The 23,836-nt window shown below is 72.6% G+C and carries 21 protein-coding genes; 12 read left to right on the top strand and 9 right to left on the bottom strand.

Features of this window, described 5'->3' with window-relative positions:
- Positions 1 to 59 precede the first annotated feature (59 nt).
- The gene (locus tag ACFYYR_RS20320) at positions 60 to 794 is read left to right on the top strand and encodes a hypothetical protein (protein WP_388855038.1); all 735 of its coding nucleotides are present in this window, start codon (positions 60 to 62) and stop codon (positions 792 to 794) included.
- Between the two features lie 20 nt (positions 795 to 814).
- On the opposite strand, the gene ACFYYR_RS20315 is transcribed toward ACFYYR_RS20320, so the two are convergent.
- From ACFYYR_RS20315 to ACFYYR_RS20300, 4 genes are all read right to left on the bottom strand, one after another.
- Positions 815 to 1,876 carry an NAD(P)H-dependent flavin oxidoreductase gene (locus ACFYYR_RS20315; protein ID WP_388855433.1) on the bottom strand — a complete coding sequence of 354 codons (1,062 nt, stop codon included), beginning with the start codon at positions 1,874 to 1,876 and terminating at the stop codon, positions 815 to 817.
- Positions 1,877 to 1,956: 80 nt separating this feature from the next.
- A complete protein-coding gene (locus ACFYYR_RS20310; RefSeq protein WP_388855035.1) occupies positions 1,957 to 2,910 on the bottom strand; it encodes a CoA-transferase subunit beta in 954 nt (317 codons plus the stop codon).
- A complete protein-coding gene (locus ACFYYR_RS20305; RefSeq protein WP_388855430.1) occupies positions 2,907 to 3,755 on the bottom strand; it encodes a CoA transferase subunit A in 849 nt (282 codons plus the stop codon). The genes ACFYYR_RS20310 and ACFYYR_RS20305 overlap by 4 nt, the downstream gene beginning before the upstream one ends.
- Before the next feature lie 14 nt (positions 3,756 to 3,769).
- The gene (locus ACFYYR_RS20300) at positions 3,770 to 4,603 is read right to left on the bottom strand and encodes an enoyl-CoA hydratase family protein (protein WP_388855032.1); all 834 of its coding nucleotides are present in this window, start codon (positions 4,601 to 4,603) and stop codon (positions 3,770 to 3,772) included.
- Positions 4,604 to 4,694: 91 nt separating this feature from the next.
- On the opposite strand from ACFYYR_RS20300, the gene ACFYYR_RS20295 reads away from it, so the two are divergent.
- Together ACFYYR_RS20295 and ACFYYR_RS20290 are read left to right on the top strand one after the other, a co-directional pair.
- A complete protein-coding gene (locus tag ACFYYR_RS20295) occupies positions 4,695 to 5,495 on the top strand; it encodes an SDR family oxidoreductase (RefSeq protein ID WP_388855427.1) in 801 nt (266 codons plus the stop codon).
- Positions 5,496 to 5,714: 219 nt separating this feature from the next.
- Positions 5,715 to 6,626 carry an SDR family oxidoreductase gene (locus ACFYYR_RS20290; protein WP_388855029.1) on the top strand — a complete coding sequence of 304 codons (912 nt, stop codon included), beginning with the start codon at positions 5,715 to 5,717 and terminating at the stop codon, positions 6,624 to 6,626.
- Positions 6,627 to 6,692: 66 nt separating this feature from the next.
- On the opposite strand, the gene ACFYYR_RS20285 is transcribed toward ACFYYR_RS20290, so the two are convergent.
- Positions 6,693 to 7,838: an ABC transporter substrate-binding protein gene (locus ACFYYR_RS20285; protein ID WP_388855026.1), complete on the bottom strand. Its 1,146-nt coding sequence runs from the start codon at positions 7,836 to 7,838 to the stop codon at positions 6,693 to 6,695.
- Positions 7,839 to 8,066: 228 nt separating this feature from the next.
- Here ACFYYR_RS20285 and ACFYYR_RS20280 point away from each other — a divergent pair, with 228 nt between their 5' ends.
- The 3 genes from ACFYYR_RS20280 to ACFYYR_RS20270 are packed head-to-tail and all read left to right on the top strand — an operon-like array spanning position 8,067 to position 10,470.
- On the top strand, positions 8,067 to 8,750 hold the full coding sequence (locus ACFYYR_RS20280; protein ID WP_388855023.1) for an ABC transporter permease: 684 nt from the start codon (positions 8,067 to 8,069) through the stop codon (positions 8,748 to 8,750).
- Positions 8,747 to 9,421 carry an ABC transporter permease gene (locus ACFYYR_RS20275; RefSeq protein ID WP_388855020.1) on the top strand — a complete coding sequence of 225 codons (675 nt, stop codon included), beginning with the start codon at positions 8,747 to 8,749 and terminating at the stop codon, positions 9,419 to 9,421. Before ACFYYR_RS20280 ends, ACFYYR_RS20275 begins: the two co-directional genes overlap by 4 nt.
- A gap of 23 nt (positions 9,422 to 9,444) precedes the next feature.
- Positions 9,445 to 10,470: an ABC transporter substrate-binding protein gene (locus ACFYYR_RS20270; protein ID WP_388855017.1), complete on the top strand. Its 1,026-nt coding sequence runs from the start codon at positions 9,445 to 9,447 to the stop codon at positions 10,468 to 10,470.
- A gap of 93 nt (positions 10,471 to 10,563) precedes the next feature.
- On the opposite strand, the gene ACFYYR_RS20265 is transcribed toward ACFYYR_RS20270, so the two are convergent.
- The 4 genes from ACFYYR_RS20265 to ACFYYR_RS20250 all read right to left on the bottom strand — a co-directional run bounded on the left by ACFYYR_RS20265 (position 10,564) and on the right by ACFYYR_RS20250 (position 15,859).
- Positions 10,564 to 11,982: a family 2B encapsulin nanocompartment shell protein gene (locus ACFYYR_RS20265; RefSeq protein ID WP_388855014.1), complete on the bottom strand. Its 1,419-nt coding sequence runs from the start codon at positions 11,980 to 11,982 to the stop codon at positions 10,564 to 10,566.
- A gap of 174 nt (positions 11,983 to 12,156) precedes the next feature.
- Positions 12,157 to 13,572 carry a family 2B encapsulin nanocompartment shell protein gene (locus tag ACFYYR_RS20260; RefSeq protein ID WP_388855011.1) on the bottom strand — a complete coding sequence of 472 codons (1,416 nt, stop codon included), beginning with the start codon at positions 13,570 to 13,572 and terminating at the stop codon, positions 12,157 to 12,159.
- A 369-nt stretch (positions 13,573 to 13,941) separates the two neighbouring features.
- On the bottom strand, positions 13,942 to 14,385 hold the full coding sequence (locus ACFYYR_RS20255) for a hypothetical protein (protein WP_388855008.1): 444 nt from the start codon (positions 14,383 to 14,385) through the stop codon (positions 13,942 to 13,944).
- A gap of 97 nt (positions 14,386 to 14,482) precedes the next feature.
- Positions 14,483 to 15,859 (bottom strand): tetratricopeptide repeat protein, encoded by a 1,377-nt coding sequence (locus tag ACFYYR_RS20250; RefSeq protein WP_388855005.1) that lies wholly within the window; start codon positions 15,857 to 15,859, stop codon positions 14,483 to 14,485.
- Positions 15,860 to 15,988: 129 nt separating this feature from the next.
- Here ACFYYR_RS20250 and ACFYYR_RS20245 point away from each other — a divergent pair, with 129 nt between their 5' ends.
- The 6 genes from ACFYYR_RS20245 (at position 15,989) to ACFYYR_RS20220 (ending at position 23,645) form a co-directional block, all read left to right on the top strand.
- On the top strand, positions 15,989 to 17,287 hold the full coding sequence (locus tag ACFYYR_RS20245; RefSeq protein ID WP_388855002.1) for an alpha/beta fold hydrolase: 1,299 nt from the start codon (positions 15,989 to 15,991) through the stop codon (positions 17,285 to 17,287).
- A 516-nt stretch (positions 17,288 to 17,803) separates the two neighbouring features.
- Positions 17,804 to 19,090, top strand: a complete 1,287-nt coding sequence (locus tag ACFYYR_RS20240) for a M64 family metallopeptidase (protein ID WP_388854999.1) — start codon at positions 17,804 to 17,806, stop codon at positions 19,088 to 19,090.
- A 171-nt stretch (positions 19,091 to 19,261) separates the two neighbouring features.
- Positions 19,262 to 19,849, top strand: coding sequence for a helix-turn-helix domain-containing protein (locus tag ACFYYR_RS20235; protein WP_388854996.1), 588 nt, complete (start codon positions 19,262 to 19,264; stop codon positions 19,847 to 19,849).
- Positions 19,850 to 20,207: 358 nt separating this feature from the next.
- Entirely contained in the window at positions 20,208 to 21,191 is a 984-nt protein-coding gene (locus ACFYYR_RS20230; RefSeq protein ID WP_388854993.1) for an NADPH:quinone oxidoreductase family protein, read from the top strand.
- A 31-nt stretch (positions 21,192 to 21,222) separates the two neighbouring features.
- Entirely contained in the window at positions 21,223 to 22,434 is a 1,212-nt protein-coding gene (locus tag ACFYYR_RS20225; RefSeq protein ID WP_388854990.1) for an acyl-CoA dehydrogenase family protein, read from the top strand.
- A complete protein-coding gene (locus ACFYYR_RS20220) occupies positions 22,431 to 23,645 on the top strand; it encodes an acyl-CoA dehydrogenase family protein (RefSeq protein ID WP_388854987.1) in 1,215 nt (404 codons plus the stop codon). The genes ACFYYR_RS20225 and ACFYYR_RS20220 overlap by 4 nt, the downstream gene beginning before the upstream one ends.
- Positions 23,646 to 23,836 lie beyond the last annotated feature (191 nt).

Below are 23,836 nucleotides of genomic sequence, written 5' to 3'. Positions count from 1 at the left end.
CATCGATGGTTGCGGCTAACGTCTATCCGACTCGTACAGACAGCTCAGGGGAGGTACATGTGGCTGCACTCATACGCCGGATGTCAGCAAGTCATGCGGTGATTGCCGGACTGCTCGTCGTCTCCGGCTGCTCAACCGAAGAAGCGGCGAGCCGCCCAACGGCGACTCCGACCACGGAAGCACCCTCAAGACCCTCGAGACCCGTGTTAACCGCGGAGCAGCTGAAGGCACTCGCCCTCAGGGACAGCGAGGTGCCACAGGCCGAGAGCGTGCCTGTGCAGGATCCTGTTCCAGAAGGTGAGCGACGCAATAGCCCGCCTGTCTCGGATGCCTCTTGCCAGAGAATTTTCGAGGTGCATAACGCCGAGAATGCGTCCGCCGTCGTGCTCCAGATCTTCAATTGGAAGAAGAACATCATGGGGGGTGGGTCCACGCTGGCTTCGTACGACGAGGCGATGGCAGAAGGATCCTTTCAGCAGCTTCATTACTCGATCACGAACTGCAAGTCCTTCACGGGAGTCGGCCCGGACGGGAAGTTCAAGGCGAAGATCACCTTCGAGAAGGCCCCCGATGTCGGGGACGAGGCCCTCAGTTTCCACCTGATCATTCCGCTGCCGGACGGACGTGGGCTTCGGGATGAACACCACGTTTTCGTGCGGACAGGCAACGTCACGGCGAGTTTCGAAGAACTCAACGTAGGCGAGAAAGCTCAGTTCCCCCTCGGGCTCATCACCAAGCAGGTCGACCGACTCACCAAGCGGGTCGACCGGCTGACTACCGCCCAGCGTGCCTGACTGGCCACACTCCAGTGCCCTCACTGCGGAGGCTCAGCCCTGCCCGGCAGCCCACTCAGCACCGCCCCCGCCTCGGCCATGATGCGGTCCACCAGTTCCGCGCACGACGGCAGGTCCTCGATCAGCCCGGTGACCTGGCCCGAGGCCATCACCCCGGTGTCGGTGCGGCCGTCCACCATCGATGACTTGAGCAGCATCGGGGTGTTGGCGGCGAGCAGAACCTGACTCCACGTCAAATCCTTGCCGTGCTTCAGGGACAGCCCGTCCCGGACCATCCGCGGCCAGCTCAGGCCGGACATCGTGCGGAACGACGCGGCGTGCCGGACGGCGCGGAGCAGAGCGGTGAGGCGGCCGGAGCGTTCCAGGGAGCCGACGAGTTCGCTGCGCAGCATCCGGTGCGGCAGCCCGTCGACCGCCGTGGTGACGGTGACGTCCCGGACCGTCGCCGCCAGATAGCGGGCCTTCACCGCGTCGGGCACGGTGCTGTCCGAAGTGAGCAGGAAGCGGGTGCCCATGGCGATGCCCGCCGCCCCGTACGCCAGGGCCGCAACCAGACCGCGTCCGTCGAAGAAGCCACCCGCCGCGATCACCGGGATGTCGACGGCGTCGACGACCTGGGGGAGGAGGACGGTGGTCGCCACCTCGCCGGTGTGGCCGCCGCCCTCGCCGCCCTGGACCACCACCGCGTCGGCGCCCCAGGCGGCGACCTTCTCCGCGTGCCGGCGGGCGCCGACGGACGGAATGACGACTACCCCCGCGTCCTTCAACCGCGCGATCAGCTCCCGGGACGGCGCGAGGGCGAACGAGGCGACCCGCACGCCCTCGTCGATGATGATCCGCACCCGCTCCTCCGCGTCCCCGGCGTCGGCGCGGAGGTTGACCCCGAACGGCGCGTCCGTGCGGTCCTTCACCTCGCGTATCGCGGACCGCAGCTGATCGGGTGTCATGGTCGCCGACCCGAGGATGCCCAGTGCTCCGGCCGCCGCGGTGGCCGAGACGAGCCGGGGGCCGGCGACCCAGCCCATCCCGGTCTGGACGACCGGATGCAGGACTCCGGTCAGCCGGGTGAGCGGGGTATCGATGCGCCGGATGGCCGACGCCGTCCCCGACACCTGCCCAGTAACAGGCAGTCGGGTCAGGTCCGCGGACTGCCCGGGCGCCGTCATGAGCGGACCTCCCGGTCGCGCAGCCCGCGCGGGTCGATCACCTCACGGATCAGCCGGAGCTCCTCGGCCGTCGGCCCCCGCGTGAACGGCACCCAGGACGCAGAGGCCGACTCCTGGGCATCCGCCGGCTCATGGACATCCGCCTGCCCGGACGACGCGCCCGGCTCCGTCGGATTCCCCGGCCCGGTCGTCCCGGACCCATCGGCCGCCCGGGACGAGTGCGCCGGCCGGGACGGATCCGCCTGCCCGGACGGCTCCGCCGTATCGGACGCGACCGCCAGCGGGAACCCCGTGGCCGTCACGACATCGTCGACCGTCACCCCCGGGTGCACGGAGACCAGCCGCATCGACCGGTCCGGGGTCTCGAAGTCGAAGACCCCCAGGTCGCTGACGACCCGTGGGATGCGGTGGAACCGGGTGGCCGACGGACCCGCGGCCACCGCACGGTCGTAGCCCACGCCGCAGACCATGTCGACCCGCTCGACGAACACCCGCCGGGAGTGCCGGGGCACCCAGTAACTCGTCGCGTGGTTGAGGGTGTTGACAGGGGCTCCGCGGACCCCCAGCAACTGCCGGTCGGGGCGGTCCCAGTCGCCGATGCACGCGATGTTCTGGTTGCCGTGCCGGTCGAGTTGCGAGGCACCCATCATCACGTGGCGCCTGCCCCCGGCGGCCATGGCCAGGTGCCGGTGGAACGGCAGCCAGCCCTCCACCACCCGTGCCGTGCCACCCAGTTCCGGGACGTCACCGATGAGCAGTGCCTCCCCGTCGGTGAGCAGCAGATCGGGCGCGAACGTCAGCCGCGCCAGCCGGGCGGCGATCGTCGGCACCGTGCCCATCGGGCTCGCCAGGATCTCCCCGGCACCGCGCCAGGCCTCGGCGCACGCCACCACGCAGTACTCGGCGCGGGTCGCCGCCACAGTTCCGGAAACCGTCGGTCCGGACGTCATCGCTGCTCCTCCTGCCATGCGGCCACCGCGGCCCGGTAGGCGTGTTCACCGCCGGAGAGAAAGCGGTCGGTGAAGGACCGCCAGGCCGCCGGGTCCGCGGCGGCGGCCGCGTAGGCCCTCTGGAACGGCTCGTCGCGGTCGTAGTCGGGGGCGCATGAGGTGAAGTGCGCGCCGTTCGGGGCCTCGATGACCCCGGTGACATGGCTCCGGGGAATCAGCAGCGTCTGCGGACCGCCCGCGTCGAGCAGCTTCGCGCTGTCCACGATCCGTTCGCACGAGACATAGGCGGTCCGGGCCGCCGCACAGAAGAGATCGTCGAAGTACGGATCGGGGCCCAGATACTGGCCGTTGCCGTGCGCGTCGGCCCGGTTGAGGTGGACCAGGGAGACGTCCGGGCGGAGGGCGGGGACGGCGACGAGCTCCTCCCCGTCCTCGTACGGCGATCTCACCGTCCGCAGCCCCGGGTTGACCCGCAGGACGTCCGAACCGAGCCCCGCCCGGACCGGCATGAACGGCAGCCGGTGGGCAGCCGCGGTCAGACCCCACTGGAACATCGCCTCGTCCAGCTCCACCAGCTCGAACGCGCCCCGCTCCCGCGCCGCCCGGTAGTGCGGTTCCAGCGGGATCGAATCGAGCGTCACGAACGCGGTGACCAGCTTCCGGATCCGGCCCGCGGCGGCCAGCAGCCCCACGTCCGGGCCGCCGTACGCGATCACGGTCAGGTCGGTGACACCGGACCGCAGCAGCGCCCGCACCAGGGCCATCGGCTTGCGCCGGGAACCCCAGCCGCCGATGCCGACCGTCATCCCGCTCTCAAGCCGGCCGACGGCCTCCTCGGCGGTCATCGTCTTGTCCGTGCTCACCGCGTCTCCTCTGCGGAATGGGGGGAATGCGCCGCACCTTCCGAAGTTCCCGATGCCACCGAAGGCGTGGAAGGGGGTGAACGGTCCGGTTTGCGGGTGACGAACGCCTCACGGTGCCGGTCGGCCACTCCGCTGAGATTCGCCTCGAAGGTGAACCCCTGCTCGTAGCGGTAGCTGCGCCGCACGTCGACGGGGTCGATGCCGTTGATCGCCGCCTTCGCCAGGCGCAGCAGGTAGCCGTCCTTCGCCGCGATCTCGCGGGCCAGCGCCACCGCCGCGTCCAGCAGCCGCTCGCGGGGGACGACCTGCCAGACCGAGCCGTGCCGGTGCAGCTCCTCGGCGGTGGCGGTGCGCGAGGTGAAGTACAGCGCGCGCATCAGATGCTGCGGCACCAGCCGGGCGAGGTGCGTGGCCGCGCCGAGCGCGCCCCGGTCCAGCTCGGGCAGTCCGAACGTCGCGTCGTCACTCGCCACGACGGCGTCCGCGTTGCCGACCAGGCCGATGCCGCCGCCCAGGCAGAAGCCCGCCACGGCGGCCACCACCGGAACCTCGCACTCGTAGACCGCGGCGAAGGCCTCGTAGCAGCCCCGGTTGGCGCCCAGCAGCGCGCCGTGACCCTCCTCCCGCTGCATCTCCTTGAGGTCGACGCCCGCGTTGAAGCCGCGCCCGGCGGCGGTCAGGACGACGCAGCGCACGGCCGGGTCGCGTCCGGCGGTGCGTACCGCGTCGGCCAGCTCGTGCCAGCCCCGCACCGGCAGGGCGTTGACGGGCGGGTAGTCGACGGTGACAACGGCCAGTCCCGCGTCGGGGACGGAGGTGGAGACACCCATGAGCGAATCCGCTACCTTTCCACCAAACGTTTGTTAGGCGGGACGGTAGCAGCGGTCGGCGCGCCGCGGGAGGTGCGAGGTGGGCATCGAACTGGACCTGGCGGGGCGCGTGGTCGTGGTCACCGGCGGCACCCGCGGGGTCGGCGCGGGCATCGCGCGGGCCTTTCTGCGGGCCGGTGCCCGGGTGGTGGCCGCCGCGCGGCGACCGCCCGACGCCCCGGTCGCGGCGGCGGGGCGGACGGCGGACTTCCACCCTCTGGACCTTCGGGACGCCCTGGCGGTCGGGGCGTTCTTCGCCGGGATCGCCGACCGGTACGGCCGGCTGGACTGCCTCGTCAACAACGCCGGGGGGACGCCCCACCGGCTGCTCGCGGACGCCGCCCCCGAACGCCATGCCCGGGTCGTCGAACTGAACCTCACCGGCTCCCTCACCGCCTCCCTCGCCGCCCACGCGGTGATGACGGAGCACCGGACACCGGGGTCGGTGATCATGATCGGCAGTGTGAGCGGCGGCCGCCCCTCGCCGGGGACGGCCGCCTACGGCGCGGCCAAGGCCGGGCTCGAGAGCCTCGCCCGCTCCATGGCGGTGGAGTGGGCGCCGGACATCCGCGTCAACACCCTCGTCCTCGGCATGGTGCGCACCGAGCTCTCCCGGCTGCACTACGGGGACGCCGCCGGGGTGGCGGCCGTCGGCCGGACGGTCCCGCTGGGCCGGCTGGCCGAGCCCGACGAGGCCGGCGACGCCGCCGTCTTCCTCGCGTCCGACCGCGCCGCGTACATCACCGGGGCCAGCCTGCTCGTCCACGGGGGCGGGGAGCGCCCCGCGTTCCTGGACGCGGCGACCGCGACCGCCCCACCGGCGGACGACGCCGACCGGACCCGCCCCCGCTGAGCCGGACCGGCCGTGCGGCGGCGCCCCGCACGATCCGCCGGGCCGCGCAGGCGCCCGGGTGAACGGCCGACGGGCGACGGGCGACGGGCACAGGCGAGCGCCCCGAGCACAGAGCTCGCAGGGCCGTGGCCGGCGAGGGGCCGGCCGGCACAGCACTGACCGACCATCGAGGCCGAAGCGCCGACGGAGAAAGCCGAAGTGCCGACGGAGGAGTGCGGAATGACCGGAATCTGCAACGGGCGCGTCGTCGTGGTGACGGGGGCGGGGCGGGGGCTCGGGCGGGCGCACGCCCTGGCCTTCGCGGCCGAGGGCGCCCGCGTGGTCGTGAACGACCTCGGCGTCGGCCCGGACGGCGCGGGAGGCTCCTCCGGCCCGGCCCAGCACGTCGTGGACGAGATCAGGGCCGCAGGCGGCGAGGCGGTCGCCCACACGGGAGACATCGCGACCGCCACGGGCGCCGCCTCGCTCGTCACCACCGCGCTCGACGCGTTCGGCCGCCTCGACACCCTGGTCAACAACGCGGGATTCCTGCGGGACCGGATGCTCGTCAACCTGGACGAGGACGACTGGGACGCCGTCGTCCGCGTCCATCTCACGGGCCATTTCCTGCCCCTGCGGCACGCGGCGGCGCACTGGCGGGCCGAGGCGAAGGCGGGGCGCGCCCCCGAGGCCCGCGTGATCAACACCAGCTCCGGCGCCGGACTGCTCGGCAGCGTCGGGCAGGGCAGCTACTCCGCCGCCAAGGCCGGGATCGTCGCCCTCACCCTCGTCGCCGCCGCCGAGATGGGCCGCTACGGCATCCAGGTGAACGCCGTGGCCCCCGCGGCCCGCACCCGGATGACGGAACGGACCTTCGAGGAGGCCATGGCGGCGCCGGGTGACGGCGCGTTCGACGCGATGGCCCCGGAGAACGTCTCCCCGCTCGTCGTCTGGCTGGGCTCGGCGGGCTCCGCCGGGGTGACGGGCCGGGTCTTCGAGGCCGAAGCGGGCCGGATCACCGTGATGGAGGGCTGGCGAGCCGGTCCCACCGTGGACAAGGGGGCGCGCTGGACGCCGGCCGAGGCCGGTGACGTGGCGCTGGGACTGCTGGCCGACGCCCGGCCCGCGGAGCCGGTGTACGGCGCGCGCTGACCGGACGGCGGGGGCCCGCCGCCGTCCGGACGGCCGTCAGCCGCGAACGGCTCCCGCTGCGATGCCTCAGCGGGACATGGCGCGCGACCAGCCGCGGGCCACGACCTTCTTGGCCTTGACGGTCTGCGCCTCGCTCGGGAACCGCGGCACGCCCTCCACCTCCGGCAGCCAGGCAGCGGCGATCTCGTGCAGCGTCCCGTCCGCCTTCATGGCGTCCATGAGGACCGGGCGCGCGTAGCCGTCGAGCCGGTGGTTCTGGCCCTCGGCGCTGAACAGGTACTCCTGCCACAGGCGGGCGGCCGCCGGGTGCGGGGCCTTCTTGTTGATCGCCTGGGTGTAGTACTGGGCGAAGACGCCGTCGGTGGGGACGGAGACCTGCCAGTCCATGCCCTTGTCGCGGAACTGGTCGGCGTAACCGGCGTTCAGGTAGTCCCAGTCGACGCTGATGGGCGTCTTGCCGTTCGAAACGGTGGCCGGGGTCGACTCGACGGGGTTGAAGTTGCCCCGGCTCTTGAGCTTCCGGAAGTAGTCCAGGCCCGGCTCGATGTCGTTGAAGGAGCCGTTGTTGGCCAGCGCCGCCGCGTACACCACTCCGAAGGCCGAGCCCGACTTGTTCGGGTTGCCGTTGATGGCGACCTTCCCGGCGTACTCGGGCCGCAGCAGCTGGGCGAACGACTCCGGGCAGGTCTCGACCCGGTTGGCGTCACAGCCGATCGAGATGTAGCCGCCGTAGTCGTTGTACCAGCGGGCCCGCGGGTCCTTGTGGGTCTTCGGGATCTTGCTGAACGGCTCGACCTTGTAGGTCGCGAGCAGGCCCTCCCGGGCCGCGTCCCGGGCGAAGGAACCGCCGACATCGAGGATGTCCGGTGTGTGGTTCTTGCCCTTGTCGGCCTTGACCGCCTTGATTTCGTCCTCACTGGACCCATCAGGGTTGGACACGTGCACCGTGATGCCGTACTTCTTCTCGAAGCCGTCGATCAGGTCGCCGTAGTTCGCCCAGTCGCGCGGGATGGCGACCGCGTTCAGCCGCCCCTCCTTCTTCGCCGCGGCGACCAGGGATTCCATCCCACCCGCGTCCTCGGCTGAGGTGGCGACCGAGGCGTTCTTGCTCTCGACGGCATCCTTCGTCAGGGCGCCACAGGCGCTCAGGGGCAGGGCCGCAAGGGCGAGGCAGCCGCTCAAGGCGACAGCTTGGGCACGGTGGGCGATCACAGGGGCTCCCAGGACTCCGAACAAGGCTGCAAAAGACAACTGCACAACTACACGCTGTGTCAATAACGGGCCAGTGAACACAGGACGACAGCGTGTGTAAAGGGGTGAGAGCGCGGGAAGCGGGACGCCGCGGCAAGGTACGGACCAATGGGGCGCCTGTGGGCCGGGGTACCCCGAAAGGACGAACAGGACGCGCGCCCGGCGCAGCCTCCGGGCTGCAATGGTGAGGTGACCGCGACCCCGGACGACTGTCTCGCTCACAACGACTGGATCTGCGGCGCGTATCTCAGCACCCGCCGCGAGGTCCTCCTCGACGCGCTCCTGGAACACCTCCGCATCACCTCGGCAGCGGTCGGACTCGCCCTGGTCCTCGCCGTCCCGCTGGCGCTCCTCGCCCGGCGCCGCCGCTGGGCGGCCCCGCCCGTCCTCGGCGTCACCACGGTGCTCTACACGATTCCCTCGCTGGCCATGTTCTCGCTGCTCCTGCCGCTGTACGGGCTCTCGGAGTCCGTCGTCGTCGCCGGGCTGGTGCTGTACTCGCTCACTCTGCTCGTCCGCAACATCCTCGCGGGACTCGACGGCGTCCCCGCGGACGTCCGGGAAGCGGCCCGCGGGCTCGGCTACGGACCGCTGCGCCTGCTGCTCGCCGTCGAACTGCCGCTCGCCGTACCGGCCGTCATGGCCGGGGTGCGGATCGCGACCGTGTCCGCCGTGTCGCTCGCGACCCTGGGGGCCGTCGTCGGCCACGGCGGTCTCGGCAACCTCATCAACACCGGCATGAACAGCTACTTCAAGGCCCAGGTGCTCACCGCCTCCGCGCTCTGCGTCGCCCTCGCCGTCGGCGCCGACCTGCTCCTGCTCGGCGCGCAACGGCTGCTCACCCCCTGGCAGCGCCACCGGGCGGCACGGTGAACACCACGGCACAGGCGGCCCGTTGGCTCACCGACCCCGCACACTGGGCCGGAGCGGACGGCATCGGCAGCCGGCTCGCCGAACACGCCTGGCTCACCGCGGTCTGTCTGCTCGTCAGCTGCCTCATCGCGCTGCCGGTCGCCGTCGTCCTGGGCCACCTCGGCCGCGGTGGCGTGCTCGCCGTCAACGTCTCCAACGTGGGCCGCGCCGTTCCCACGTTCGCCGTGCTGGTGCTGCTCCTGCTGAGCCCGGTCGGCCGGTACGGGGAAGGGCCCACGATGATCGCCCTGGTGCTGTTCGCCGTGCCACCGCTGCTCACCAACGCCTACGTCGGTGTGCGCGGAGCCGATCCGGACGTCGTGGAGGCCGCCCGGGGCATGGGCATGACCGGCCGTCAGCTGCTGTGGAACGTCGAACTGCCCCTGGCCATACCGCTGGTGCTCACCGGTGTGCGCATCGCGGCCGTCCAACTCGTCGCCACCGCCACCATCGCGGCCCTGGCCGGAGGGGGCGGACTGGGGCGGATCATCACCGCCGGTTTCAGCCTCGCGAGCCCCCCGCAGGTCATCGCGGGCGCGGTGCTCGTGGCCCTGCTCGCCCTGTGCGTGGAAGGGACGTTCGTCGGCGCGACGCGACTGGCGCCCGCCTGGCTGCGCGGGCGGACGCGATGATGCCGACGGTTCGCGGCAGGCCAATGGTTCGCAGCAGGCCGGCGGTCCGAAGAGGTTCGGCGGTCCGAAGAAGTTCGGCGGTCCGAAGAAGTTCGGCGGGCCGCAGGAGGCCGGCGGCCCGCGCCGGCACGGCCCTGGCGGCCGCCCTGCTGCTCACCGGCTGCGCCACCGGGCCCGCCCTGGAACGGCGGGGCGAGGTCACCGGAGCCCCGCCCGGCGGCCGGCACCTCACCGTGGCGTCGGCGGGCTTCACCGAGAGCGAGCTGCTGGCACAGATGTACGCCCTGCTGCTCGGCCGGGCCGGGTACCGGACCGACATCCTGACCGTGGGCAACCGGGAGCTGTACGAACCAGCCCTGGAGAGCGGCCGGATCGACGTCGTCCCCGAGTACGCCGCCACCCTCGCCGACTGGCTGCGGGCCAAGCGGCACGGCCCCGACGCGAAGCCCGTCGCCTCGCCCGACCTCGGCGCCACCCTGCAGGCCCTGCGGCCCCTCGCCGCCGCCCGCGGTCTCACGGTCCTGGAGCCGGGCCGGGCCGTCGACCGCAACGCCTTCGCCGTCAGCCGCTCCTTCGCCGCCCGGCACCGGCTGACGACCCTCTCCCAACTGGGCGCCTCCGGCCTGCGGGTGCGCCTGGCGGCCGGTGACGAATGCGTCCGCCGGCCGTACTGCCTGCCCGGTCTGCGCCGCCGGTACGGCATCCGGGTCACCGGAGTCGATCCCAAGGGCGTGGGCACCACCCAGGCCAAGCAGGCCGTTGCGTCGGGCCGGGACCAACTGGTGCTGACCACCAGTACCGACGGCACCCTCGACAGCTTCGGCCTGGTCCTCCTCGCCGACGACCGGCAGTTGCAGAACGCCGACCACATCGTGCCCGTGCTCCACGCCGGCCGGGCCCGTGACACCGGCGTCGTGAACGCGCTGAACGCGCTCAACCGGGTGCTGACCACCGAAGACCTGACGCGGCTCAACGAGCGGGTGGACAGCTGGCGCCGACTGCCCGCCGATGTGGCGCGCTCGTACCTCCGGGAGAAGCGGCTCATCTGACGCCCGGCGTGCGGCAGCAGCCGCGAGGGTACACGCACGCGGCACGGCGGGGGAGGGAGACCCCGCCGCGCCGCGCGCACTGCCCCGGGCGCGTCACCCGTCCTGGTGGCCGACCTCCACGTCCTCCAGGATGCCCAGGGCGTCCGGCACCAGGACGGCGGCCGAGAAGTAGGCGCTCACCAGGTAGGAGATGACGGCCTTCTCGTTGATCCCCATGAACCGCACATTGAGCCCCGGCTGCACCTCGTCCGGAATCCCCGTCTGGCGCAGGCCCACCACGCCTTGGTCGGCCTCCCCGGTCCGCAGCGCGAGGACGGAACTCGTCCGCGCCTCGGTGACCGGGATCTTGTTGCACGGCAGCAGCGGAATGCCCCTCCAGGCCCGCACCTGCTGCCCCATGTACTCCACCCCCTGCGGGTAGAGACCCCGCCGGTTGCACTCCCGGCCGAACGCCGCAATGGTCGTCGGGTGCGCCAGCAGCAGCTGCGTCTTCCGCCGCCGCGAGATCAGTTCGTCGAGGTCGTCGGGGGTGGGCGGGCCGCTGCGGGTGTGGATGCGCTGCTTGAGGTCGGCGTTGTGGAGGAGGCCGAACTCGCGGTTGTTGATGAGTTCGTGTTCCTGGCGTTCGCGGAGGGCTTCGACGGTGAGGCGGAGCTGTTGCTCGACCTGGTTCATGGGTTCGTTGTAGAGGTCGGCGACGCGGCTGTGGACCCGGAGGACGGTCTGCGCGACGCTCAGCTCGTACTCGCGCGGTGCGAGTTCGTAGTCCACGAACGTGCCCGGCAGCGCGAACTCGCCGCTGTGCCCCGAGGCCAGCTCGATGGCCGCCTCACCGTGCTTGTTCTGCGGGAGCCGGGGTGCCGCGCGGAACTCCTCCAGATGCTCCTGGAGCGCCTCGGACCGTGCGGTGACCTCGTCCAGCGCGTGCCGGGGGAGGGCCAGCACGGTGCAGGTGGTCGCGGCCCGCAGGGTGAACGGCCAGTCGCCGCCCTGCCCGGTCAGCAGATCCTCGCCGATGTGGTCGCCGTCGGCGACGACGCCCAGCACCGTGCGGTCGCCGTACTTCCCGGTGCCCAGCTTGTCGGCCTTGCCGTGCGCGATGAGGATGACGCGGTCCACCGGCCGGCCGGCTTCCACGATCGTCTGCCCCGCGGCGATCTCCCGCTGCACGAACCGGTCGGCCAGCGCCTCCAGTACCGAAGCGTTGTCGAAGGAGCGCAACTGGGGGAGCTCCCGCAGTTCGGCGGGGATCACCCGGACCTCGGCTCCGGTGGTGACGAACTCGACGCGCCCGTCCCCCAGTGTGTGGGTGAGACGGCGGTTGACCCGGTACGTGCCGGCGGTGACCTCGGTCCAGGGCAGCGCGCGCAGCAGCCACCGCGAGGAGATCCCCTGCATCTGGGGGACCGACTTGGTCGTGGTGGCCAGGTTCCGCGCCGCGGCGGTCGCCAGACTGAGCTGGGGCTGCTGCCCGTCCTCGGAGGCGGAACTCATTTCCACAGACGTGGTCATCGGGGAATGTCACCCATTTCTGTGCGGTACGTGTCGTGGAACAGCCGGTTCGGCACCGGCTGTTCACGGGAAAAGCTCGGCTGTTCACCGGACAGCATGCGAAATCGGTTCCGCTGTGCTGTCGTTGTACGAGGAATCCTGTGCGAGGAGTCCCGTACGGAAAAGAGTGCGGGCCTAGTGCCCGACTTCCACGTTCTCCAGAATTCCCAGGGCATCCGGGACGAGAACGGCGGCGGAATAATAGGCGCTCACCAGATAGGAGATGATGGCCTTTTCGTCGATCCCCATGAAGCGCACCGAGAGGCCCGGCTCGTACTCGTCCTCGACCCCCGTGCGGTGCAGTCCGATGACGCCCTGGGCGGCCTCGCCGGTGCGCAGCACCATGATGGAGCTGGTGCGTGCGCCGGTGACGGGGATCTTGTTGCACGGGAAGATCGGCACGCCGCGCCAGGCGGGAACCGAGTGCCCCTGGACATCGACCGCGTCCGGATGCACCCCGCGCCGGTTGCACTCCCGCCCGAAGGCGGCGATGGCCTTCGGATGGGCCAGGATCAGTCCCGGGTCCTTCCACACCGTGGCCAGCAGTTCGTCGAGGTCGTCGGGGGTGGGCGGGCCGCTGCGGGTGTGGATGCGCTGCTTGAGGTCGGCGTTGTGGAGGAGGCCGAACTCGCGGTTGTTGATGAGTTCGTGTTCCTGGCGTTCGCGGAGGGCTTCGACGGTGAGGCGGAGCTGTTGCTCGACCTGGTTCATGGGTTCGTTGTAGAGGTCGGCGACGCGGCTGTGGACCCGGAGGACGGTCTGCGCGACGCTCAGCTCGTACTCGCGCGGTGCGAGCTCGTAGTCCACGAACGTGCCCGCCACCGCCGGCTCCCCGGTGTGGCCCGAGGCCACCTCGATGGCCGCCTCACCCTCGGCGTTCCGCCGCCGCTGGCGGGGGAGTTCGGCCCGGCGGCGCAGATGGCCGCGCAGCTCCTCCGACCCCTGCGCCACCTCGTCGAAATCCTGCCGCCGCAGGGCCAGAACGGTGCAGGCGGTGACGGCCTTGAGGCTGTACGACCAGTCCGCCTCGGGAGCCGCGATCGCCTGGTCCCCGAAGTGCGCGCCGTCGGCCAGCACCTCCACCACGGACTGCTCGTCGTACGGTCCCGGGGCGAGCTTCGTCGCCTTGCCGTGCGCGATGAGGAAGAGGTGGCCGGCGGGCCGGCCGGCCTCGGCGATCAGCTCACCGGCCGCGTACTCGCGCTGCACGAAACGGTCCGCCAGCGCGTCGAGCACTCCGCTGTCGCCGAAATCGCGCAGCAGCGGCAACTCGCCCAGCTCCGCCGGGATGACCCGCACCTCGGCCCCGGTCGTGACGAACTCGATCCGGCCGTCCCCGAGGGTGTGGCTCAGCCGGCGGTTGACCCGATAGGTGCCCCCCGGCACCTGGACCCACGGCAGCAGCCGGAGCAGCCAGCGTGAGGTGATGCCCTGCATCTGTGGAACGGACTTGGTCGTTGTCGCCAAATTACGGGCAGCTGCCGTCCCCAGGCTCAGCTGCGACTGACCGTCCTCATCGGAAGAATTCGAATCCACCGACGTGGTCACCATGGACGCCCACCCATCTTTGTGCAGAAGACTTTCTCGGTGAGAAGTCGATTTCCCGGTGCGGAAAACCTTGCGGCGGGAACCGCTTGTCACCGCCAGCGAAGCTATCAGCGTCCACCGGAACTCCGGAATCGCTCGAACGAGTGGGTTGATCTTCGAATTACCGAGCAGACATGGGTTCTTGGGCGGGCGTGCGCCGGAGCGGTGGAGCGCCCCGGCAGGGACGGCGAGAGGGCCACCGCGTCAGCGTGGCCCAGGCCTGCACCGTGATGGCGGCGCGAGGCGCACGTGACGCCTCACAGAGGTCGTTCCACGCGACGAAGCCGCCGTCTCGCGTGGAACACCTTCGTGCCGGGCTGCTGGGAGGCCGGGCTACTGATAGGGCAGCACCAGGTGGGTGGGGTCCTCCTCGGGCCGGATCCGTCTCGCTCCCCTGGCGTACTGGTGGCAGAACTCCACCGGCTCCTCGAAGGTGACCGCCGTCAACGCCTCCGCTCCCGGCGCCGGTACCGCAGGACCGAACCCGTAGCGATGGCGCCCGACGTCATGCAGCCGTTCCATCCGCTCCACCGAGGAGAACGCCGGTGGACCGGCCGTCCGGCCGGGCGTTCCCTCGACCGTCCAGTGCGCACGCAGTTCCAGAACCCCCGGTTCCGGGCAGCGCCAGCTGAAGCGTGTGACGGACAGCGCGCCGGCGTTGAACCATGAGCTCCACCCCCGTCCGCCCCCGAGGAACCCGATCTCGGAAGCCTCCATGGCGCCGTAGGAGAACGGCACGCTGCTCCAGTGGCCCACCAGCACGTCATCCAAGTCCATCCGATGATCTTCGGGCACGGATGGGTCCCCTGTCCCCTCGGCTGCGTTCACCGAGACGGCGACCGGGTGGTACGAGGACGGTCACCGGGGAGGAGGCTCACAGCGACGGTTCGGCCGGACCCGTTCCGAGGGTGGTGGTGCCCGGTGCCGGCCGGTGACCGAGCCCCGTGCGGTACGCGTCGAGCGCCGCCTCGGTCCGCCCCTCGCGGCGCAGCAGATCCCCGAGGAGCCGGCAGATGTCGGCGAGGTCCCCGGCCGCTCCCGAGTGCTCCAGCAGGGACAGGGCCTCGCAGTAGTGCCGTTCCGCTTCGTCCGTCGCCCCGCCCTCGTCGGCGATCATCCCCAGCAGCCGGTGGGCGCCCGCCGCGTGCACCGCCCCGCGCTCCGGGCCGAGGGCGGCGCCGATCCCGTCGAGCATGCGCCCCAGCAGCGCCGCCGCCTCCTCGCAGCGGCCGCGCCGCCGCAGGACATCCGCCAGCTCCACCTCCACCTGCGCCGTGAACAGCTGGGCCCGCTTGGACGCCAGCATCTCCCGGGCCGTGCGCAGCTCGGATTCGGCCGTCTCCAGATCCCCGTCCTGCGCGTGCACATAGCCGCGCATCCAGTGGCAGTGCGCCAGTTCGGTGCGGATGTGCAACTGCCGGTAGAGCTCCTGCGCCTTGGTGAGCGAGGCATCGGCCTCCGCCACCCGGCCCTCGGCGATCATGGCGCGGGCCACGCCGCGGTGCATCCGGGCCACCAGCGCCGGATCGCTGATGCTGGGGGCGAGCGCCAGCGCGAATTCGGCGCTCTGCGCGGCCCGGGCGTACGCGCCCATGTCCATGTACGGGGCGATGGCCGCGCTGTGCAGCAGCGCCAGCGCGTCCGGGTCGTGCAGGCCGCTGCGGTTCAGCTCGTCGATCGCCGACTCCAGCAGGTAGCAGGAGTAGCGGAGCTCCCCGGTGAGCAGATGGGCGACGGCGCGGCCCCGTACGGCGGCGGCCCGGCGCGGCAGCGGCTCCCCGGCCAGCAGCAGCTCGGCCGCCTCGAAGCTCTCCCGGGCCTCGGTGAGCTCGCCCAGATCCAGCGCGCAGTCGCCGAGGGCGATCAGCGCCTCCGCCCGCTCCGCCGTGAAGCCGTGCCGCTCCGCGGTGACCAGCAGTCTGCGCACCAGCTCCGCGGCGTCCGTGGCATCCCCCGCGCCGAGCAGCTGCCGGGCGTCGGTGAGCCCCAGCCGCAGTTCGGTGGCGAGGTGCGCGGGCCGCCCGGTGGCCAGCTCGTCCACGCTGGTGCCCAGCCGCTCCGCGAGGTGGCGCAGCGCGGTCTCGGAGGGCCGGACCCGGCCCGACTCCAGGGTGGAGATGTAGGCGGCGGTGTACTCCGGTTCGGCCAGTTGCCGCTGTGTCAGCCCGAGCTCGGTGCGCAGTCGCTGCACCCGTCGGCCGATCCCGGTGTCCCCGGCCCGGCCGCCGCCGGCACTGGTGCTGCTCGCCATCCGTCCCGTCCCCCTCAGCGGCCGCCCCTCGGGCCCCCTGGCCGGGAGCGGCCCCACTGGTTTGATCCGCCGTTAAGGCTAGTTAACTATGGGCTTAATGGCCATGGGTGCGACGGACCAGGAGGACAATTGACCAGCTATCGGCAGCCGGGACTCGTGCTCACGGACCATCACTTCCAGGTGCCCCTCGATCACGCCGCACCGGACGGCGAGCAGCTCGAGCTCTACGCCCGCGAGGTGACGGCCCCGGGCCGGCAGGACCAGGAGCTGCCCTGGCTGGTCTACCTGGAGGGCGGCCCCGGATGCGGCGCCCGGCGGCCCGTCGGGGCCACCGACTGGGTGCAGCGGGCCGTGCAGGAATACCGCGTCCTGCTGCTCGACCAGCGCGGAACCGGCCGCTCCACGCCCGCCTGCCGGCAGACCCTGCCACTGCGCGGCGGCCCGCAGGAGCAGGCCGACTACCTGGCCCGCTTCCGCGCCGACGCGATCGTGGCGGACTGCGAGTGGATCCGCCCCCGGCTGACCGGCGGTGCGCCCTGGACCGTCCTCGGCCAGAGCTTCGGCGGCTTCTGCGCCGTCCACTACCTCGGCGCCGCCCCCGAGGGCCTGCGCGGCGCCCTGATCACCGGCGGTCTGCCCTCGCTCGACGCGGGGCCGGACGAGGTCTACCGCGCCGCCTATCCCCGGGTCGCCCGCCGCAACCGCGCCCACTACGCCCGCTATCCGCAGGACGTCGAGGCCGCCCGGCGGATCGCCGGCCGGCTGCGCGAACACCCCGCCGAACTGCCCGGCGGCCACCGCCTCACCGTCGAGGCCTTCCAGTCCCTGGGCACCCTGCTCGGCGGCACCGGCGGATCCCACCGGCTGCACTACCTCCTCGAGGACGCGTTCGTCCGCACCGCGTCCGGCCCGCAGCTCTCCGACGCGTTCCTCGAAGCCGTCCGCGGGGTGCTCTCCGGTGCGTCGAGCCCGCTCTACGCCCTGCTCCACGAGTCGATCTACTCACAGGACGGGACCGCCACGGACTGGGCGGCGCACCGGGTCCGGTCCGAGTTCCCGGAGTTCGACGCCGGACGGGCCCTGGACGCCGGGGAGCCGGTGCTCTTCACCGGGGAGATGATCTACCCCTGGATGCTCGACACCGACCCGGCCCTGCGCCCGCTCCGCGACACCGGCCGGCTGCTGGCCGAACGCACCGGCTGGACACCGCTGTACGACCCGCAGCGGCTCGCCGCCAACGCGGTCCCGGTCGCCGCGGCGGTGTACCACGACGACATGTACGTGGACGCCGCCCACGCCCTGCGCACCGCGGGCGCCATCGGCGGCCTGCGCAGCTGGGTCACCGACGAATTCGAGCACGACGGCGTCCGCAGCAGCGGCCCCCGCGTCCTGGACCGGCTGCTGGCCCTGTCCCGCGACGAGGCGTGACGTCCCGGGACGGGGGCGTACGGGATGGGGCGGGAGCGAGGCCTGACGCTGCTCGCGCCTGGCGGGGCCGGACGCTCCTCGACCAGCCGTTCAGGTGCGGGCACGGCGACCGGGGTGCCGCGTCCGCACCTGAACACCGTCCGAACCCGGACCGGTTGAGCGAGCATCGGTGACGGTGAATGCCCATCGGGTCCGACCTCACTGCCCGCTTCGGGTGCCCGGATCATGGGCGGGTCGGGGAGCCGTGGCCACAGAGTGCCAAGCGAATGCCTGGTCGTCCACGGAGTGTCCGATGCATGGCGTAGGCGACGACAGCGGCCATCTTGAGGCGCTGACGAGCTCTCATCAACATTTATGTGACAGCCCATTGCCGCTCACTGCCGTGCCCTCTAGGTTGACTCGCTGATTAACAGCGCTTACATCGGCGCTTACTGGCATGCTCCGTCCCCGCCCCCACCCGGGAGGAACGCAGTGCACATAGGCAGATTTCGCGCGGCCGTCGGGCTCGTCACCGCAATGGTGCTCGCTGCCGCGGCCCCGTTCGCGGCCGCTTCGGATTCCGGGGCGGCCGCTGTGTTGTCCGGCCGGGACCGCGCCACGCAGCGGGTCGAGTACTTCTCGTCTCCGGCCGCCCACCCCCGCACCGTCGAGGTCCCGGCCCGCGCTCCCGGGCGGATCGGCCGCGGAACGGGCCCGGTGGCGGGTGACGGTGAGGTGACCCCCGTCGTCGAGAACGGCCCGACCGAGGACAAGCTCGACGTCGTCGTCATCGGTGACGGTTACACCGCCGACGAGTTGGCCCGGTTCCACACCGACGCCCGGGAGAAGTGGGACGAGATCACGGGCGTTCAGCCATACAGCACCTACCGGAACCTCTTCAACGTGTGGGCGGTCGACGCGGTCTCCCGTGACTCCGGCGTCTCCGGCGACCCGGACCAGGAGACGGTCAGGGACACCGCGCTGCACAGCTACTTCTGGTGCGACGGCCTGGAGCGGCTGCTCTGCGTCGACACCGACGCCGTCGAGCGCTACGCCGCCCACGCGCCCGAGGCCGACCTCGTCGTCGTGGTCGCCAACAGCGCCAAGTACGGCGGCGCCGGGTACAACGACGTCGTTTCCCCGCTGGGATACGAGGGCATCGCGACCGTCGCCGGGGGCAACGAGAAATCGGGCCAGGTGGCCGTGCACGAGACCGGACACTCCCTGGGCAAGCTCGCCGACGAGTACGTCTACGACGAGTACGGGGAGTACACCGGGCCCGAGCCGAGCGAGGTGAACACCTCCACGCACACCGCGGACGAACTGGCGGACCTGCGGGTGAAGTGGTTCCGCTGGCTCGGCGAGCCGACCCCCGACGGCGGAGTCACCGGGACCTTCGAAGGGGGTGGCTACTACCCGCGCGGTCTGTACCGGCCCAGCGAGAACTCGATCATGCGCACCCTGGGGCGGGAGTTCAACAGCGTCGGCCGCGAGGCGATGATCGCGGGCTTCTACCGGCACGCCACCGTCCTCGCCGGCAGCCCCGCCACGGACCGTCGGCTCACCCGCCGGGACACGGTCCGCCTCCGGGTGCCCCGGCTCGCCGGGACGCACCGTCAGCCGGCCGTGCGCTGGTACCTGGACGGCAAGGAGGTCAGGCGGCTGCGCGGGGAGCGGACCGTGGCCGTGCGGCGCGTCATCCATCCCTGGAACCGGCGCCCGCACCGGCTCACGGCCGTCGCCCACGACCCCACGCGCGCGGTACGCGACCCGGCAGTCCACGCAGAGTTGACCGACGTCCTCACCTGGCGCGCCGGCCGCTGATCCGGGGCCGGTCGCGGGACCGGCCGCCCCCGCCGCACCGCCGCGCCGCCGCGCCCGGACGCGTCGGGCCGTACCGGGCGGCCCGCGCGGAACCTCGCACCCCGCCGCGCCCCGACTGCTGCGAACCCAGGCGGTATTGACAAATGGCTTTGCCGGTTCTGCGATGTCCTCATGACGGACCCGGAGAACCTGGACGAGGTACTGGCGAACGTGGGGCCGCGGCTCCGCCGCATCCGGAAGGAGCGCGGCGCCACGCTCACCGCCCTCTCCGCCGTCACCGGCATTTCGGTGAGCACGCTCTCCCGGCTCGAATCGGGCGGCCGCCGGCCGAGCCTGGAGCTGTTGCTGCCCATCGCCCGGGCCCACCAGGTCCCGCTCGACCGGCTGGTCGGCGCACCGCCGGTCGGCGATCCCCGGGTCCGCTCCGAGCCCGTCGAGCGGGGTGGCAGAACGATGCTGCCGCTGACCCGGCGGCCCGGTGGGCTCCAGGCGTACAAGGTGGTCGTTCCGGCCCGGAACGAGGAACCGGACCCGCGCACCCACGAGGGCTACGAGTGGCTGTACGTGCTCTCCGGGCGGCTGCGGCTGGTGCTGGCCGATCACGATCTGGTGCTGGGGCCGGGGGAGGCGGCGGAGTTCGACACCCGGCTGCCGCACTGGTTCGGGTCGGCGGGCGAGGAGCCGGCCGAATTCCTGAGCCTCTTCGGCCCGCAGGGCGAGCGCATGCACGTACGGGCGCAGCCGCGCCGCAAGGGCTGACCGGGGCCGCCCCCGGCAACCCGTCCCCTCGGAGCAGGCACCCTCCGGCGGCCGGCCCCCGGCTCCGCTGCCGACCGGCCCCGGCCGAGGCCCGGGCCCCCGAACCCGGCTTCCGGCCCTGACCCCGACGCCGCCCCCTGCCCCGCCCCCTCCCCGACCCCGGGCCGGCCGAGCCGGCGGGCTTCCGCCGTCGCCGCCCCGGACGAGACCGGCGCACACCAGGCACCACCGCCCCGCCACGCCCCGCCACGCCCCGAAAAACGTCCGCGGCGGCCTGTCCCTTGAGCCGAGCGACCGCTTAGTATGCGACCGGTGCGGGGCACGCCGCCCCCTGTCGACGTTCGTTGGAGGCCACCCGATGCAGGCATGGCGAGTGCACGAGAACGGCGAGCCCCGCGAGGTGATGCGCCTCGACGAGGTGCCGGACCCGGTCGCCGGGCCGGGACAGCACCTGCTGCGGGTGCGGGCCGCCAACATCAACTTCCCCGACGCCCTGCTCTGCCGGGGCCAGTACCAGGTGCGGCCACCGCTCCCCTTCACGCCGGGCGTCGAGATCTGCGGAGAGATCGTCGCCGTGGGGGAGGGCGCCGAGGGGCGGGTCGGGGACCGGGTGCTCGCCCAGCCGCCGCTGCCCCGGGGCGGCTTCGCCGAACTCGCGGTGGCCGACGCCGCCACCGTACGGCCCGCGCCCGGCTCCCTCGACGACGCCGAGGCCGCGGCGCTGCACATCGGCTACCAGACCGGCTGGTTCGGCCTGCACCGGCGGGCGCACCTGAAGGCGGGGGAGACGCTGCTGGTGCACGCCGCCGCGGGAGGGGTCGGCAGCGCGGCCGTCCAGCTCGGCAAGGCCGCGGGCGCCACCGTCATCGGCGTCGTCGGCGGCCGCGACAAGGCCCGCACCGCCCGTGAACTCGGCTGCGACCTGGTCATCGACCGGCGTACCGAGGACATCGTGGCCGCGGTCAAGGAGGCGACCGGCGGCCGGGGCGCCGATGTCGTCTACGACCCGGTCGGCGGCGACGCCTACGCCAAGTCCGTCAAGTGCATCGCCTTCGAGGGCCGGCTGCTGGTCGTCGGCTTCGCGAGCGGGGCCATCCCCAGCCCGGGCCTCAACCACGCCCTGGTGAAGAACTACGCGATCGTCGGCCTGCACTGGGGCCTCTACAACGCCCACGACCCGGCCGCGATCGACGCCTGTCACCGCGAGCTCACCGAACTCGCGGCACGGGGCGCGATCAAACCCCTGGTCAGCGAACGGGTGGCGCTCGCCGACGCGGCGGACGCCGTGCAGCGCGTCGCCGACGGCACCACCACCGGCCGCATCGTCGTCACCCCCAACTGATCCCACGCCACTGACCGGAAGGAGCCGCGCCATGGCACGCACCGAGGCCGCGGGAGCCCCCGACCCCGACGCCGGTGAACTGCGCCACCGGGTGGCCGCCCTGCTCGACGCGCACGACCCCGCCACCACCGACCGCGCCGCATTCCTCCGCGCTCGCTTCGACGCCGGGCTCGCCTGGGTGCACTACCCCGTCGGCCTCGGCGGCCTGGACCTGCCCCGTTCCCTCCAGGCCGTCGTCGACGCCGAACTGGAGGCGGCCGGCGCGCCCGACAACGACCCCCGCCGGATCGGCATCGGCCTCGGCATGGCCGCCCCCACGATCCTCACCTACGGCACCGAGGAGCAGCGGCGCCGCTTCCTGCGGCCGCTGTGGCTGGGCGAGGAGGTGTGGTGCCAGCTGTTCAGCGAGCCCGGAGCGGGCTCCGACCTCGCCGCGCTCGCCACCCGCGCCGTACGGGACGGGGACGACTGGATCGTCGACGGCCAGAAGGTGTGGACGTCCAGCGCCCACACCGCACGCTGGGCCATCCTCATCGCCCGCACCGACCCGGACGTGCCCAAGCACCGCGGCATCACCTACTTCGTCTGCGACATGACCGCCCCGGGCGTCGAGGTCAGGCCGTTGCGCCAGATCACCGGCGAGGCCGAGTTCAACGAGGTCTTCCTGAGCGGCGTCCGCATCCCCGACCGCCACCGGCTCGGCGAGGTCGGAGACGGCTGGAAGGTCGCCCAAACGACGCTGATGAACGAGCGGGTGGCCATCGGCGGCGGCCGGGTGCCCCGCGAGGGAGGCATGATCGGGCTGGTCGCCGACCTCTGGCGGGAACGGCCCGAACTGCGCACCCACGCCCTGCATCAGCGGCTGCTGGAGCTGTGGGTGGACGCGGAGACCGCACGGCTCGCGGGGGAGCGGCTGCGCCAGCAGCTCGCCGCCGGGGCCCCCGGGCCCGAGGGGTCGGCGATGAAGCTGGCCTTCGCCCGGCTCAACCAGGAGATCAGCGGACTGGAGGTCGAACTCCTCGGCGAGGACGGCCTGCTCTACGAGGACTGGACGATGCGCCGACCCGAACTGGTCGACTTCACCGGACGGGACGCCGGCTACCGCTACCTCCGGGCCAAGGGCAACTCCATCGAGGGCGGCACCACCGAGGTGCTGCTCAACATCGTCGCCGAGCGCGTCCTGGGCCTGCCGGCCGAGCCCCGCACCGACAAGAACATCCCCTGGAAGGAGCTCGCCCGATGAGCGGAACCGAGCCCACGTCCGGACCGGACCTGCTGTACTCCGAGACCGAGAACGACCTGCGGGCGGCGGTCCGTTCCCTGCTCGCCGACCGCTGCGACCCGTCCGCGGTCCTCCGCTTCGTCGACTCCGGCCGGCCGTACGACCGGGAGGTGTGGCAGACCCTCGCCTCCGACATGGGCGTCGCCGGGCTGCTGGTGCCCGAGAAGCTGGGCGGCCAGGGCGCCTCCGCGCGGGAGGCGGCCGTCGTGGCGGAGGAGCTCGGCCGGAGCACGGCCCCGGTGCCCTACCTGACGGGCGCGGTGCTCCCCGTGGAGGCGCTGCTCGGCTGCGACACCGACGACCGGGACGTGGCGGGCCTGCTCGGCGCGGTCGCGGCCGGCCGGACCCTCGCCGTGCTCGCCCTCCCGCTGTCCACCGGACCGTTCCCCTCCGGCGCTGCCCTGCCCACCCCTGACCTGCCCACCACTGCCGCCCTGGCCACTGCTGCCCTGCCCACGGCTGTGCAGGCCACCGCCGGCGGGCGGCTGGACGGGCGGATCGGCAGCGTCGCCGGTGCTGCGGGCGCCGACCTCCTGCTCGTCCCGGCCCACGGGCCGGAAGGAGCCGGACTGTACGCCGTGGAGGCGGCCGCTCCGGGCGTCACCGTCACCCCGAAGATCCCGCTCGACCTGACGCGCCCGCTCGCCGGGATCACCCTCGCCGACGCGCCGGCCCGCCGCCTGGCCGGACCCGGCCGTGCCGAGGAGGCCGTGGCGCGGGCACTGACGGCGGGGGCCGGACTGCTCGCCTCCGAACAACTGGGGCTGGCCGAGTGGTGCTTGACGGAGACCGTCCGCTACACCGGCGAACGGCACCAGTTCAACCGGCCCGTCGGCTCCTTCCAGGCCCTCAAGCACCGGCTGGCGCGGCTCTGGCTGGAGATCGTCTCGGCCCGCGCCGCCGCACGGAACGCCGCCGACGCCCTGGCGACCCGGAGCCCCGACCGGCAGGTCGCGGTGGCCGTCGCGCAGGCCTCCTGCGCCCGGGTCGCCGTCCGGGCCGCCGAGGAGTGCGTGCAGCTGCACGGCGGCATCGGCATGACCTGGGAGCACCCGGCCCACCTCTATCTGAAGCGCGCCAAGGCGGACGAGATCGCCTTCGGCACACCGGGGCACCACCGGGACGCCCTCGCCCGGCTGGTCGATCTGGCCCCGCCGGCCGGCACGCACTGAGACGGGGCGAGGACGGGAGACGCGGCGGGGCGGGCCCCGGCCCCGCCGCGGAGGGCCCGTCGCGGCCCATCCCGGCTCGTCGAGACGTGTGCCCACGCTGCCCGGGGCTTCGATGAGACCGATGTCACGCCCCTGGGCTGTGACATGGCACACGTGATCCGCTTCCCCCGGGCGGGGGAGTCCTGGGGGTG

The sequence above is a fragment of the Streptomyces sp. NPDC001922 genome (assembly GCF_042891165.1).
Classification (GTDB): Bacteria; Actinomycetota; Actinomycetes; order Streptomycetales; family Streptomycetaceae; genus Streptomyces.
Note: the sequence above shows the minus strand (reverse complement) of the source record. Positions and strands in the feature narration are given on the sequence as shown.